Below are 12,449 nucleotides of genomic sequence, written 5' to 3' on the forward strand. Positions count from 1 at the left end.
TTACAGCAGGCTCTCTTCGACGGCCGCTCGGCGGCGGAGGGACTGGCAGGCGCCGTAGCGCCCGCCGGGGTACTCGTGGTCCATGTTCAGCAGGAACTGCCGCAGCCAGGTGATGTGGAGCGACCGTCCCCATTCCAGCGGGCCGGCTGGGTAGTTCACCCCGAGGCGCATGGCGGTGTCGATGTCCTCGGGGGTCGCGACGCCCCGGCCGGCGGCGTCCTCGGCGAGATCGACGAGAAGCGCGACCGTACGGGCGACGATCATTCCGGGGAGGTCGCCGATGACGCTGACCTTCTTGCCGAGTGCCTGGAACAGGCCGATGGCCGCCCGTACGTCCGCCTCCGGCGCGGTCCCGGAGGGGGCGAGGGCGACACGGGCGCAGGTGCGGTAGTCCAGGGCGAGGTCGAAGTCGATGCGGGGGCCGAGGTAGGCCACGTTGGTGGGTCCCCGGCCGTCCGTGAGACACAGCTCCGTCCCGCCGGGCAGGACGATCGAGCCGTCGTACGTGTCCTGACCGCCGTCCCGAGTGATCTTGATGCCCGCTTCCTCGATCATCCGGGGCAGGGCCGCGGCGGGGCCGGTGAGACGGTGGCGATACCCCACCTCCACAGGGGCCTCGCAGGGTCCCGCCGTACTCGGCTCGGGCCTCTCCCCACCGTCGGCGTACGGGAACCATCCCGCGCCGGTCTTCCGGCCCAGCAGCCCGGCCTGTACGAGCCGCCTCTGTGCCAGCGACGGCGTGAACTTCGGGTCGTGGGAGAACGCCTCGTGGACCGAACGGGTGACGGCGTCGTTCACGTCCTGGCCGATGAGGTCGGTCAGCTCGAAGGGGCCCATCGCGAAGCCGCCGCTCTCCCGGAGCACGGCGTCGATGGTGGCGGGGTCGGCGCCCCGCTCCTCGTACACGCGGAAGGCCTCGGCGTAGAAGGGCCGGGCCAGGCGGTTCACGATGAAGCCCGGGGTGTCGGCGCAGGCCACGGGGGTCTTGCCCCATGCGGCGACGGTGGCCCGGGCCCGCTCGGCGGCCGCGTCGTCGGTGGCGTGGCCGCGCACGACCTCGACGAGGGGGAGCACCGGGGCGGGGTTGAAGAAGTGCAGGCCGACGAAGCGGCCGGGCAGGCGCAGGGCCCCTGCGACGGCGGTCACCGGCAGGGACGAGGTGTTGGTGGCGAGCAGGCAGTCGTCGGCGACGGCTGATTCCAGCTCCTGGAAGAGCTTCTGTTTGGCGTCCAGCCGCTCCACAATCGCTTCGATGACGAGCGCGGAGTCGGCGAGTTCGGCGAGCCGCGCGGCGGGCCGCAGACGGGCGAGAGCCGCGTCCCGGCCGGCCGCGTCGAGCCTGCCCTTGTCCACCAGGCGGCCGAGCCGGGCGGCGATCGCCCGGGCCGCCTCCTCCGCCTGGCCTGGCACCGCGTCGTACAGCCGTACGGGGTGGCCCGCGACCAGGGCGACCTGGGCGATGCCCTGGCCCATGGTGCCGGTGCCGACGACGGCGACGGCTCGGGCCGGGTCGATTGCGGTCATGACAGTGATCCTCCCCGATGAGTTGTCCACAGGTTCGCCGGGCCCCCTTGCCCCGACCGATCGTTCGGTTACTGTATCCACCGGGGGCGCGTCTGATCCCCCGTATCGGAGCCCCGCTCGACGAGGAGTTGGTCTGACGTGACCACCGGACTCACCACCGCCCAGCTGATCGAGAAGCACCGCCCCACTCTTGACCAGGCCCTGGACGCCATCCGTTCGCGCGCGTACTGGTCCCCGCACGCCGAACACCCGAAGGCCTACGGGCCCGAGGGCGCGCCCGGCAGCCTTGGCGCCGCCGAGGGCCAGGCCGCCTTCGACGCGCAGCGCGGCAAGCGCTTCGAGCTGGACCAGCCCGGCACCGACGGCTGGACGGGCTCGGAGGTCTCGCCGTACGGCTTCGAGCTGGGCATCGAGTATCCGCACGCCGATGTCGACGTCCTCCTGCCCACCCTGCGCGCGGCGATGCCCGCGTGGCGGGAGGCGGGCCCGCGGGCGCGGGCGGCGGTCTGTCTGGAGATCCTGGCCCGGATCAACGCCCGGACGCACGAGTTCGCGCACGCGGTCATGCACACCAGCGGTCAGGCGTTCATGATGGCCTTCCAGGCCGGCGGGCCGCACGCGCAGGACCGCGGCCTGGAGGCCGTCGCCTACGCCTACGCCGAGCAGACGGGCGCCGCCCCGGAGACCGCCGAGTGGGTCAAGCCGCAGGGCAAGCGCGATCCCCTGAAGCTGAACAAGCAGTTCACCGCCGTGCCGCGCGGTGTCTCCCTGCTCATCGGCTGCAACACCTTCCCCACGTGGAACGGCTACCCGGGCCTGTTCGCCTCGCTGGCCACCGGCAACGCCGTCCTGGTCAAGCCCCACCCGCGCGCGGTGCTGCCGCTCGCGCTGACCGTGCGTGTCGCCCGCGAGGTGCTGGCCGAGGCCGGTTTCTCCCCCGATCTGGTCGCGCTGGCCGCCGAGCGGGACGGCGAGGGCATCGCCAAGTCCCTGGCCGTCCGGCCGGAGATCCGCATCATCGACTACACGGGTTCCACCGCCTTCGGCGACTGGCTGGAGGCCAACGCCCGCCAGGCGCAGGTCTTCACGGAGAAGGCGGGCGTCAACACCGTCGTCGTCGACTCCACCGACGACTACAAGGGCATGCTCTCCAACCTGGCCTTCTCGCTGTCCCTCTACAGCGGCCAGATGTGCACCACCCCGCAGAACCTGCTCGTCCCGCGCGAGGGCATCTCCACGGACGCCGGGCACAAGTCCTTCGACGAGCTCGTCGCCGACCTCGCCACGGCCGTGGAGCGGCTCCTGGGCGACGACGCCCGGGCCAACGCCCTGCTCGGCGCCATCGTCAACGACCAGGTCAAGGCCAGGGTCGACGCCGCCTCACAGCTCGGCGAGGTCGCTCTCGCCTCCCGTACCGTGGCCAACCCCGACTTCCCCGGCGCCACGGTCCGCACCCCGGTCATCGTCAAGCTCGACGGCGCCAAGCCGGATGCCGAGGCGGCCTATCTCTCGGAGTGCTTCGGCCCGGTGTCCTTCGCCGTGGCGGTCGACTCCATCGCCGACGCGGTGGAGCTGCTGCGCCGCACGGTGCGGGAGAAGGGCGCGATGACGGTCGGGGCGTACACGACCTCGGCCGATGTCGAGCGGCTGATCGAGGACGCCTGCCTGGAGGAGTGCGCCCAGCTCTCCCTCAACCTCACCGGCGGGGTGTACGTCAACCAGACGGCCGCGTTCTCCGACTTCCACGGCTCGGGCGGCAACCCCTCGGCCAACGCGGTCCTGTGCGACAGCGCCTTCGTCGCCACCCGCTTCCGCACGGTGGAGGTACGCCGCCAGGCCTGAGCCGGCCGGGGCCGGGGCTCAGCCCGCCGCGGGCGCCGCCCCGCCCCAGTGGAACAGCGCCATCGCCACACTCGTGGCCAGGTTGTAGCTGGACACCTGCGGTCGCATCGGCAGGGCGATCAAGTGGTCCGCCCTGCCCCGCAGCTCCGCCGAGACCCCGTGCCGCTCCGACCCGAACACGAGCAGCGCGTCGTCGGGCAGGGGGACGCCCCGGATGTCGTCGCCCTCCGGGTCCAGGACGTACAGCGGCCCCGGGGGCAGCTCATCGGCCGGCAGCCGTTCCACGGCCGTCGCGTAGTGCAGCCCGGCCCCCGACCGCACGGCGTTGGGGTGCCAGGGGTCGATGTCCCCGGTGGTGACCACGCCGGTCGCGCCGAAGCCGGCCGCCAGCCGGACCACCGCCCCGACGTTGCCGAGGTTGCGCGGGTTGTCCAGGACGACGACGGGCGCGGGCCGGGGCAGCCGGGCCAGTGTGCCGAGGTTGGCCCGGCGGTCCCGCCGCGCGGCCAGGGCGGCGACGCCCGTGGGGTGGATCCTGGGCACGAGTGCCCGCAGCGTCGCCGCGGGCACCTCCACCAGGAGGTCGTCGAGGGTGTCCGTCAGATCGCCGGCCAGGTCGGCGGAGAGCGCCAGGACGGAGGCCTTGTCGCTGGTGAGGGCGGGCCCCACGGGCGCCCCGAAGCGCAGGGCGTGCTTGAGCGCGTGGAAGCCGTCGAGCAGCACGGCGCCGGGCGCGTCGGCGGCCCACCGCCGCAGCGCGGCGGTACCGGGATCGTCCTGGGTCATGGGCCTCAGCCTACGGTCCGCCGGCCGGGCCCCGGCACGGCGGCCGGGCCGTCCGCCGAGCCGTCGACCGGGCCGTCGGCCTTCTCCTCGGCCTCCTCGGCCGGGGTCCGGGGAGCGGGGCAGGGCCCCACCGGCTCCGGCCGCCTATGGACCAGGGGCAGAGGCAGCAGACGCCGGGCGCCCTCCAGCCGGCGCAGGAAGGACGTCGGCAGGAACACCGCGTCCGCGACGATCATCGCGAGGGAGAAGAAGGGCAGGCCCAGCAGCACGGCGATGCCGAGATGCTCGGCCATCATCAGCGCCAGCAGCACGTTCTTCACCCGCCGGTTGAGCAGGGTGAAGGGGAACGCGACCTGGACGGCCACCGTGCCGTAGCTGAGCAGCAGGACGACGAGGCTGCTGGCGGCGAGGGCGTGGGAGAGCCAGGGCCAGGGCGAGAAGTAGTCGATGTGCATCGGGTAGAACAGCGCGGTTCCGTCCTGCCAGCGCGTTCCCTGAACCTTGTACCAGCCGGCCGTGGCATAGATCAGACAGACCTCCGCCATGATCACCAACAGGGCGCCGTTGTGCGCCAGATGGGCCAGCGCGTCGAGTACGGCGCGCGGCTCTCCGGGGGCGTGGCGCCGCACGGCCCACCACAGTCCCTGGACGGCCCACAGCCCCCACAGGGCGACGGGCCAGGAGAGGCCGGGCAGCGGTCCCTCTCCGGTCCAGGACATGCGGTCGTCGCCCAGGAACTGCGCGAGGACGAGCCCGAGCCCGCACACCACCCACAGCACGACGCCCGTCAGGTCCCACAAGCCCGCGCCAAATCTCTGGCCGCTCTCGTCACGCTTGCCACCCTCGTCGCCGCCGTCGCCGCCGTCGCCAGCGGCACCCTCCCGCGCCCGGCGGGCCGCGCACCGGGCGTCGAGGGACCAGACCTGGCCGCAGCGGGTCAGGACCATGTAGAGCGCCATCAGATGGACGACGTTGTCGCCGCCGTCCCCGATGAACACGCTGCGGTTCTGGATCGACAGCACGCCGAGCATGGAGAGGACCGACATGGTCCGGGTGCGCCACCCGAGCATCAGCAGGGCGCTGAAGACGATGGCCAGCGCGTAGACGGTCTCGAACCACACGGAGCTGTCGGACCACATCAGCGCGGTGAAGGCGTGGTTGTCGCCGGTGAGCTCGCGGGCCATCTCCCAGCTCCAGGGGGCGTTCGGCCCGTACAGCTCATGGCGGTTGGGCCATTCGCGGAGCAGGTAGCACAGCCAGGTGAAGGAGAGCCCGATCCGCAGGAGGGCCGTCTGATAGGGGCCCAGGGAGGCGCCGGTGACGCGGGCGAGAGCGCGCGACAGTGAGGTGGTCATCGGTTCCTCGCCTCCGCGAGATCGGCGGTGGTCACCGGCCACCAGCCCAGCACCCGGTACACCGGCTTGGTGTCGGCCTTCTCGTCGCTCCAGGGCGGTGGCGCGATGGGGGTGGACACGGACCGCACCTGGACGCGCTCGACCGGCCGGCCGTCCTGGACCGCGCCCAGCCGGGAGACGGCGATGCGGCGGACGTACTGCTCGGCGAGGCGACCGCGCAGGCCGCTGGGGTGCTCCTGAGCATCGTGGGTGCCCGCGTAGAAGTCCCAGGCGCGGCGGAGCTCGTTCTGCCGGGTGTGGCTGGGGACGGGGTTGTGGAGTATGTCGGCGCCGTCGCGGGCCGACAGGTCGGTCCAGGGGGTGACGGTGGTCCGGCCGTCCTGGCCGGTCAGCTCGGCACGCGCCTGGACGGCGACGTTCTGCTGGAGCGGGTTGGGGGCGAAGAACTTCCAGTTCTGCTCGAACTCCGGGTAGACGTAGTCGTCTATCTCCGCCGCGTGCTGTTTGCTGACCGTGTTCGGCGGCGCCACGTGCAGGAACATCATCGTCAGGTGCACCGCGACCGCCAGCGTCACCACCGCGGCGCCCGCGGCGACGACGACGCGTGACGGCAGGGACAGCCCTTCCGGCCCGGCGGCGCCGCCGGCCCGCTCGCGCGCCTCGTCCGTCTCCATCGCCCCGCCCCGATCCCGTGTCCGCCGGTCCATGCGCCCGTGGCGCGCCGCCGGGCGCCCGAGTGCCCCGGCGTGCACCCGAACCGTACCGACGTGGCCCCACGAGGCCCAGCCGTCCACGGGTTATCCACAGGCTTGACAGGGTCTGGGGCTCGCCCCACCATTGAACCGAACGATCGGTCGGTAGGGAGAGTCATCAAGGCGAGGGGGCACGGCATGACCACGACGGCGCCGGAGACGGAAACGCTGGAGGCGGTGTTCCAAGCCGCCGTGGCCTCCGACGAGCGCATCGAGCCACGCGACTGGATGCCCGACGCCTATCGCGCCACGCTCGTCCGGCAGATCGCCCAGCACGCGCATTCCGAGATCATCGGCATGCAGCCCGAGGCCAACTGGATCACCCGTGCGCCCTCGCTGCGCCGCAAGGCGATCCTCATGGCCAAGGTGCAGGACGAGGCGGGCCACGGCCTCTATCTCTACAGCGCCGCCGAGACCCTCGGCACCGGCCGCGACGAGCTGCTCGACAAGCTCCACGCCGGCCGCCAGCGCTACTCCTCGATCTTCAACTATCCGACTCTGACCTGGGCGGACGTCGGCGCCATCGGCTGGCTCGTGGACGGCGCGGCCATCACCAACCAGGTCCCCCTCTGCCGCTGCTCCTACGGCCCCTACGCCCGGGCCATGGTCCGCATCTGCAAGGAGGAGTCCTTCCACCAGCGCCAGGGCTACGAGCTGCTGCTCGCCCTCAGCCGGGGCACCGAGGCCCAGCACGCGATGGCGCAGGACGCGGTGGACCGCTGGTGGTGGCCGTCCCTGATGATGTTCGGCCCGCCCGACGACGAGTCCGCGCACTCCGCGCAGTCAATGGCCTGGAAGATCAAGCGGCATTCCAACGACGAGCTGCGCCAGCGCTTCGTGGACATCTGCGTCCCCCAGGCCGAGTCCCTGGGCCTCACCCTCCCCGACCCGGACCTCCGGTGGAACGAGGAGCGCGGCCACCACGACTTCGGCGCCATCGACTGGGACGAGTTCCACGAGGTCCTCCGCGGCAACGGCCCGTGCAACGAACAGCGGATCACCCAGCGCCGCAGAGCCCATGAGGAGGGCGCCTGGGTCCGCGAGGCAGCCGCCGCGTACGCCACCAAGCACGCGGCCGAACACGGAGAGGCGACAGCATGACCGGCACCGACTGGCCCCTGTGGGAAGTGTTCGTGCGCAGCAGGCGGGGCCTGTCCCACACCCACGCCGGCAGCCTCCACGCCCCGGACGCCGAGATGGCCCTGCGCAACGCCCGCGACCTCTACACCCGGCGCTCCGAAGGCGTCTCCATCTGGGTGGTGCCGTCCACGGCCGTCACCGCCTCCTCCCCGGACGAGAAGGACCCCTTCTTCGAGCCCGCCGCCGACAAGCCCTACCGCCACCCGACCTTCTACGACATCCCGGAGGGGGTGAAGCACCTGTGACCGCCCCCGTGAAGGCTCCCGCGAGCGCCGCCCTCTCCCTCGGCGACGACGCTCTGGTGCTCTCCCACCGGCTGGGCGAGTGGGCCGGGCACGCCCCCGTGCTGGAGGAGGAGGTCGCCCTCGCCAATATCGCGCTCGACCTGCTCGGACAGGCCCGCGTCCTGCTCTCCCTCGTGGGCGACGAGGACGAGCTCGCCTACCTCCGCGAGGAGCGCGCCTTCCGCAACGTCCAGCTCGTCGAGCAGCCCAATGGCGACTTCGCCCACACCATCGCCCGCCAGCTCTTCTTCTCCACCTACCAGCAGCTGCTGTACGAGCGGTTGGCGGTCGACGGGGAGTCGCCCTTCGCGCCGGTCGCGGCGAAGGCCGTCAAGGAGGTCGCCTACCACCGGGACCACGCCGAGCACTGGACCGTGCGGCTCGGCGACGGCACGGCGGAGAGCCACTCCCGGACGCAGCACGCCCTCGATGCCCTGTGGCGGTTCACCGGCGAGCTCTTCGAGCCCGTGGAAGGGCTGTCCGTCGATCCGGCCGCGCTCCGCGACGGCTGGCTGACCTCCGTGACCGACATCCTCCGGCGCGCCACGCTGACCCTGCCCGAGGGCCCCCAGGCCGGTGGGTGGACGGCCGGCGCGGGCCGGCAGGGCATCCACACCGAACCGTTCGGGCGGATGCTCGCGGAGATGCAGCATCTGCACCGCAGCCACCCGGGGGCGACATGGTGAGCACGTCCGCGGGAGCCCCCGCCTCCCGCCTCGAAGAGGAGCTCCTGGCCCTGGCCGGGTCCGTCCCCGACCCCGAGCTGCCCGTGCTCACCCTGGCCGAGCTGGGCGTTCTGCGCGGTCTGCGCGTCACCGGCCCCGGCAGGGTCGAGGTGGAGCTCACCCCCACCTACACCGGCTGCCCCGCCGTCGAAGCGATGTCCGCCGACATCGAACGCGTTCTCAATGAACAGGGGCAGCCCGAGGTCACCGTCCGTACGGTCCTCTCCCCGCCCTGGTCCACCGACGACATCACGGCCGAAGGCCGCCGCAAACTGGAGGAGTTCGGCATCGCGCCACCGGGGCCGACGGGGGCGAAAGGCCCTGTCATGGTCGGCCTGGCCATTCGGTGCCCGCACTGCGGATCCACCGACACCACGCTGCTGAGCCGTTTCTCCTCCACCGCCTGCAAGGCGCTGCGCCGCTGCGAGGCATGCCGCGAACCGTTCGACCACTTCAAGGAGTTGTGATGGCAGCGGCCCGCCATGGCGCCTTCCACCCGCTGCGAGTGACGGCCGTCGAGCCCCTCACCGACGACTCGGTCGCCGTCACCCTCGCGGTCCCGCCCGCCCTGCGCGCCGGTTTCCGGCACGCGCCCGGCCAGCACCTCGCCCTCCGCCGGACCGTGGACGGCATGGAGATACGCCGCACCTACTCCATCTGCGGCCGGGCCCCCGGCCCCGACGGGCCCGAGACGCTACGGGTCGCGGTACGGCTGGTGGACGGCGGGGCGTTCTCGACGTACGCCCTCAAGGAGCTGGCCGCAGGGGACACGGTGGAGGTGATGGCCCCGGCAGGACGGTTCGTGCTGCGGCCCCGGCCCGGCCGCTTCGCCGCGATAGTCGGCGGCAGCGGGATCACGCCCGTCCTCAGCATCGTCTCGACCCTGCTGGCGAGCGAGCCGGAGGCCCGGTTCTGCCTGATACGCAGCGACCGCACCACCGCCTCGACGATGTTCCTCGACGAGGTCGCCGACCTCAAGGACCGCTACCCCGACCGGCTCCAGCTCGTACAGACCCTCTCCCGCGAGGAGCAGCAGGCCGGGCCCGCCTCCGGCCGGCTGGACGAGGAGCGGCTGACCCGGCTGCTGCCCGCGCTGCTGCCGGTCGGGACGATCGACGGCTGGTTCCTGTGCGGCCCCCATGGGCTGGTGGAGGGCGCGGAGCGGGCGCTACGCACCCTGGGTGTCCCACGCGAGCGGATCCACGAGGAGATCTTCCATGTGGAGGAGACCCCGACGGGCGCCACGGCCCCGCCGGCGGGCACGGCGACGTCCCTCACCCACAGCAAGGTGACAGCCAAGCTCGACGGCCGCAGCGGCAGTTGGCCCGTGCGTGACGGGGAAACGCTGCTGGAGACGGTGCTGCGCAACCGCGCCGACGCGCCCTACGCCTGCAAGGGCGGCGTCTGCGGCACCTGTCGCGCGTTCCTGGTGTCGGGCGAGGTAAGGATGGACCGCAACTTCGCTCTGGAACAGGAGGAGTTGGACGCGGGATACGTACTGGCCTGCCAGTCCCACGCCACCACGGAGAAGGTGGAACTGGACTTCGACCGCTGACCGCATTCCCAATCACTTCCCCCTGCCCTACCTTGACGGATCGTCAGATCGGAATAAGGCAAGGATCTGATTCATCGGATATCCGTACGAGGAAGGGGCGGCCATGGACTTCACCTTCACCGAGGAGCAGCAGGCGGCGGCCGAGGCGGCCCGGGCCGTCTTCGGCGGGGTGAGCATCGGCGGGGTGCCCAGCCCCGCCCTGGTGGCGGGAGCGGTCGCCGAGGACCTCGACCGCCAGCTGTGGCGCCGCCTCGCCGACGCGGACCTGCTGAGCCTGCTCCTGCCCGAGGGGCACGGCGGTGCGGGGCTCGGGCCGATCGCCCTGTGCCTGGTGCTCCGCGAGGCCGGCCGGGTCCTGGCCCGCGTCCCCCTGCTGGAGACCAGCGCCGCCGCCCTCGTCCTGGGCGCGTACGGCGGCGCCGCGACGAGCCCGCTACTGGATGCCATCGGCCGGGGCGAGCTCGTCGTCACGGCCGCCGCCCAGGGGCGCACCGGGCATGACGCCCCCGAACGCGCCGTCACCGCCCGGCAGGACAGCGACGGCCACTGGATCCTCGACGGGCAGCAGACCGCCGTGCCCTGGGCGCCCACCGCCGACCGGATCCTGTCGCCCGCCCACACCGGGGACGGCCGCACGGTCCTCGCCCTGGTGCCGCCCGGCCGCCCCGGGGTCACACTGGACGACCAGGTCTCCACCAACGGCGAGCGATACGCCCGGGTGACCCTGGACGCGGTGCGCGCGGGGGAGGACGAGGTGATCACGGCGGACGGCGCCTGGGCACGGCTGCGCGAGCTGCTCACCGTCGGCACCTGCGCCCTGGCGCTCGGCGTCGGCGAGGCGGCCGCCCGGATGACCGGTGACTACACGAGCAAGCGGGAGCAGTTCGGCTTCCCCCTCGCCACGTTCCAGGCCGTGGCGGTCCAGTGCGCGGATCGCTATATCGACTTGAGGGCGATGGAGGCCACACTCCTCCAGGCGGCCTGGCGCATCGAGACCATCGAGAACCACACGACGGACACGGACGCCCTGCCCGTCGACGCCGACATCGCCGTCGCCAAGGTCTGGGCCTCCGAGGGCGTACGCCGCGTCGTCCAGACCGCCCAGCATCTGCACGGCGGCTTCGGCGCGGACACCGAGTGCGCCCTCCACCGCTATCACGCCTGGGCCAAGCAGCTGGAGCTCTCCCTCGGCCCGGCGGCCGCCCACGAGGAGGCCCTGGGCGACCTGCTGGCCGCCCACCCCCTGAGCTGAGGAACGGCTAGATCAACGGCTGGATCACAGCACTAGATCACAGCGCCCGGAGCGCCGACGGCGTCCACGACCGGACGGCCGGCGGCCTCCCACACCTGCATCCCGCCCTCGACGTTCGCCGCGTCGAGGCCCTGCTGCACCAGATAGGCCGTGACCTGCGCGGAACGGCCCCCGGACCGGCAGATGACATTGATCCGGCCGCCCTCGGGGGCCTTCTCCGTCAGCTCACCGAAGCGCGCCACGAACTCGCTCATCGGGATGTGCAGCGCGCCCTCGGCATGCCCCGCCTGCCACTCGTCGTCCTCACGCACGTCCACCAGGAAATCGTCGGCGGACAGGGCGTCGACGCCGACCGTGGGCACTCCGGAACCAAAAACCATGCCCCCGACGCTACCCGACCGGCTAGCCGGTCAGCGAGGCCAGATGAGCCTCCCGTTCCGCGATCTGCGCCAGCAGCCCGTCGGCGATCTCCACCAACAGCCCGTCCGGGTCCTCCGGCGCCATCCGCAGCATCGCGCCGATCGCGGAGGCCTCCAGTTCGGCGGCCACCGCCGACAGCATGTCCTTCCGCCGCGCCAGCCACTCCAGCCGCTCGTACAGCTCCTCGCTGGGGCTGGCGCGCCGCTGCGCCGGCACGGGACCCGCGGCCCACTCCTCGGCGAGCTCCCGGAGCAGCGCCTCGTCGCCGTCGGCGTAGGCGGCGTTCACCCGCACGATGAAGGCCTCGCGGCGCAGCCGGTCCGCCTCGTCCGGGGCCAGGTCCGGATGGGCCTTGCGGACCAGCTCGCGGTAGGCGCGCCGGGCCGCGTCGCTGGGCCGCACCCGGGCCGGCGGGCGCACCCGCTGCTCGGTGAGCATGGCCGCGGCCTCCGGCGACATCCCGGAGTCGTCGATCCAGCCGCCCAGCAGGTCGGCGACCCCCGGCATGGGCTGCACCAGCGCCCGGGCCTCCCGGGCCCGCCGGGCGTCCTCGGGGTCGCCCGAGCGTGCCGCGACGGCCTCCGCGATCAGCGCGTCGAGCTCGTCGAGGCGGGCGTACATCGGGCCGAGGCGCTGGTGGTGCAGGCGGGAGAAGTTCTCCACCTCGACCCGGAAGGTCTCCACCGCTATCTCGAACTCGATCAAGGCCTGTTCGGCCGACCGCACGGCCTGGGCAAGCCGCTCGGTACCGGGTTCCTCCGCACGCGGCTCGTCGGCCGTCTCAGCTTCCGGGTTCATCACCAGCCCAGGGTAC

The 12,449-nt window shown here is 72.6% G+C and carries 13 protein-coding genes; 7 read left to right on the forward strand and 6 right to left on the reverse strand.

What is annotated here, in order from left to right; translation table 11 throughout:
• Positions 1-1,524 carry a 3-hydroxyacyl-CoA dehydrogenase gene (locus AB0E98_RS10560; RefSeq protein WP_361700990.1) on the reverse strand — a complete coding sequence of 508 codons (1,524 nt, stop codon included), beginning with the start codon at positions 1,522-1,524 and terminating at the stop codon, positions 1-3.
• 138 nt (positions 1,525-1,662) lie between these two features.
• Here AB0E98_RS10560 and paaN point away from each other — a divergent pair, with 138 nt between their 5' ends.
• Entirely contained in the window at positions 1,663-3,366 is a 1,704-nt protein-coding gene (gene paaN / locus AB0E98_RS10565; protein ID WP_361700993.1) for a phenylacetic acid degradation protein PaaN, read from the forward strand.
• A gap of 18 nt (positions 3,367-3,384) precedes the next feature.
• Here paaN and AB0E98_RS10570 read toward each other — a convergent pair whose 3' ends face one another.
• The 3 genes from AB0E98_RS10570 to AB0E98_RS10580 are packed head-to-tail and all read right to left on the reverse strand — an operon-like array spanning position 3,385 to position 6,181.
• On the reverse strand, positions 3,385-4,152 hold the full coding sequence (locus AB0E98_RS10570; protein ID WP_361700995.1) for a TrmH family RNA methyltransferase: 768 nt from the start codon (positions 4,150-4,152) through the stop codon (positions 3,385-3,387).
• 5 nt (positions 4,153-4,157) lie between these two features.
• Complete coding sequence (locus tag AB0E98_RS10575) at positions 4,158-5,507, reverse strand: HTTM domain-containing protein (protein ID WP_361700998.1); 1,350 nt, start codon at positions 5,505-5,507, stop codon at positions 4,158-4,160.
• Positions 5,504-6,181 (reverse strand): DUF5819 family protein, encoded by a 678-nt coding sequence (locus AB0E98_RS10580; RefSeq protein ID WP_361701001.1) that lies wholly within the window; start codon positions 6,179-6,181, stop codon positions 5,504-5,506. Before AB0E98_RS10580 ends, AB0E98_RS10575 begins: the two co-directional genes overlap by 4 nt.
• A 216-nt stretch (positions 6,182-6,397) precedes the next feature.
• On the opposite strand from AB0E98_RS10580, the gene paaA reads away from it, so the two are divergent.
• The 6 genes from paaA (at position 6,398) to AB0E98_RS10610 (ending at position 11,215) form a co-directional block, all read left to right on the forward strand.
• Positions 6,398-7,360 carry a 1,2-phenylacetyl-CoA epoxidase subunit PaaA gene (gene paaA / locus AB0E98_RS10585; RefSeq protein ID WP_361701003.1) on the forward strand — a complete coding sequence of 321 codons (963 nt, stop codon included), beginning with the start codon at positions 6,398-6,400 and terminating at the stop codon, positions 7,358-7,360.
• On the forward strand, positions 7,357-7,644 hold the full coding sequence (gene paaB, locus AB0E98_RS10590) for a 1,2-phenylacetyl-CoA epoxidase subunit PaaB (RefSeq protein ID WP_126915001.1): 288 nt from the start codon (positions 7,357-7,359) through the stop codon (positions 7,642-7,644). The genes paaA and paaB overlap by 4 nt, the downstream gene beginning before the upstream one ends.
• Positions 7,641-8,369 carry a 1,2-phenylacetyl-CoA epoxidase subunit PaaC gene (gene paaC, locus AB0E98_RS10595; RefSeq protein ID WP_361701006.1) on the forward strand — a complete coding sequence of 243 codons (729 nt, stop codon included), beginning with the start codon at positions 7,641-7,643 and terminating at the stop codon, positions 8,367-8,369. The genes paaB and paaC overlap by 4 nt, the downstream gene beginning before the upstream one ends.
• Positions 8,363-8,875, forward strand: coding sequence for a 1,2-phenylacetyl-CoA epoxidase subunit PaaD (gene paaD / locus AB0E98_RS10600; RefSeq protein WP_361701008.1), 513 nt, complete (start codon positions 8,363-8,365; stop codon positions 8,873-8,875). The genes paaC and paaD overlap by 7 nt, the downstream gene beginning before the upstream one ends.
• Positions 8,875-9,963, forward strand: coding sequence for a 2Fe-2S iron-sulfur cluster-binding protein (locus tag AB0E98_RS10605; protein WP_361701011.1), 1,089 nt, complete (start codon positions 8,875-8,877; stop codon positions 9,961-9,963). The genes paaD and AB0E98_RS10605 overlap by 1 nt, the downstream gene beginning before the upstream one ends.
• A gap of 103 nt (positions 9,964-10,066) precedes the next feature.
• Entirely contained in the window at positions 10,067-11,215 is a 1,149-nt protein-coding gene (locus AB0E98_RS10610) for an acyl-CoA dehydrogenase family protein (RefSeq protein WP_361701013.1), read from the forward strand.
• A 32-nt stretch (positions 11,216-11,247) separates the two neighbouring features.
• Here the strand turns inward: AB0E98_RS10610 and AB0E98_RS10615 are convergent, their stop codons facing one another.
• Positions 11,248-11,595: a rhodanese-like domain-containing protein gene (locus AB0E98_RS10615; RefSeq protein WP_361701016.1), complete on the reverse strand. Its 348-nt coding sequence runs from the start codon at positions 11,593-11,595 to the stop codon at positions 11,248-11,250.
• A gap of 22 nt (positions 11,596-11,617) precedes the next feature.
• The gene (locus tag AB0E98_RS10620) at positions 11,618-12,433 is read right to left on the reverse strand and encodes a J domain-containing protein (protein ID WP_361701019.1); all 816 of its coding nucleotides are present in this window, start codon (positions 12,431-12,433) and stop codon (positions 11,618-11,620) included.
• Positions 12,434-12,449: the final 16 nt, after the last annotated feature.

This window comes from Streptomyces sp. NPDC037389, assembly GCF_040636475.1.
Classification (GTDB): Bacteria; Actinomycetota; Actinomycetes; order Streptomycetales; family Streptomycetaceae; genus Streptomyces; species Streptomyces hesseae.

Bases quoted from the DNA above. Each gene is read 5' to 3' on its own strand.
- AB0E98_RS10610 (WP_361701013.1), top strand. From the start codon at position 10,067: ATGGACTTCACCTTCACCGAGGAGCAGCAGGCGGCGGCCGAGGCGGCC.
- AB0E98_RS10605 (WP_361701011.1), top strand. From the start codon at position 8,875: ATGGCAGCGGCCCGCCATGGCGCCTTCCACCCGCTGCGAGTGACGGCC.
- AB0E98_RS10580 (WP_361701001.1), bottom strand. From the start codon at position 6,181: ATGGAGACGGACGAGGCGCGCGAGCGGGCCGGCGGCGCCGCCGGGCCG.
- AB0E98_RS10615 (WP_361701016.1), bottom strand. From the start codon at position 11,595: ATGGTTTTTGGTTCCGGAGTGCCCACGGTCGGCGTCGACGCCCTGTCC.
- AB0E98_RS10620 (WP_361701019.1), bottom strand. From the start codon at position 12,433: ATGAACCCGGAAGCTGAGACGGCCGACGAGCCGCGTGCGGAGGAACCC.
- paaB (WP_126915001.1), top strand. From the start codon at position 7,357: ATGACCGGCACCGACTGGCCCCTGTGGGAAGTGTTCGTGCGCAGCAGG.
- AB0E98_RS10570 (WP_361700995.1), bottom strand. From the start codon at position 4,152: ATGACCCAGGACGATCCCGGTACCGCCGCGCTGCGGCGGTGGGCCGCC.
- paaD (WP_361701008.1), top strand. From the start codon at position 8,363: ATGGTGAGCACGTCCGCGGGAGCCCCCGCCTCCCGCCTCGAAGAGGAG.
- AB0E98_RS10575 (WP_361700998.1), bottom strand. From the start codon at position 5,507: ATGACCACCTCACTGTCGCGCGCTCTCGCCCGCGTCACCGGCGCCTCC.
- AB0E98_RS10560 (WP_361700990.1), bottom strand. From the start codon at position 1,524: ATGACCGCAATCGACCCGGCCCGAGCCGTCGCCGTCGTCGGCACCGGC.
- paaA (WP_361701003.1), top strand. From the start codon at position 6,398: ATGACCACGACGGCGCCGGAGACGGAAACGCTGGAGGCGGTGTTCCAA.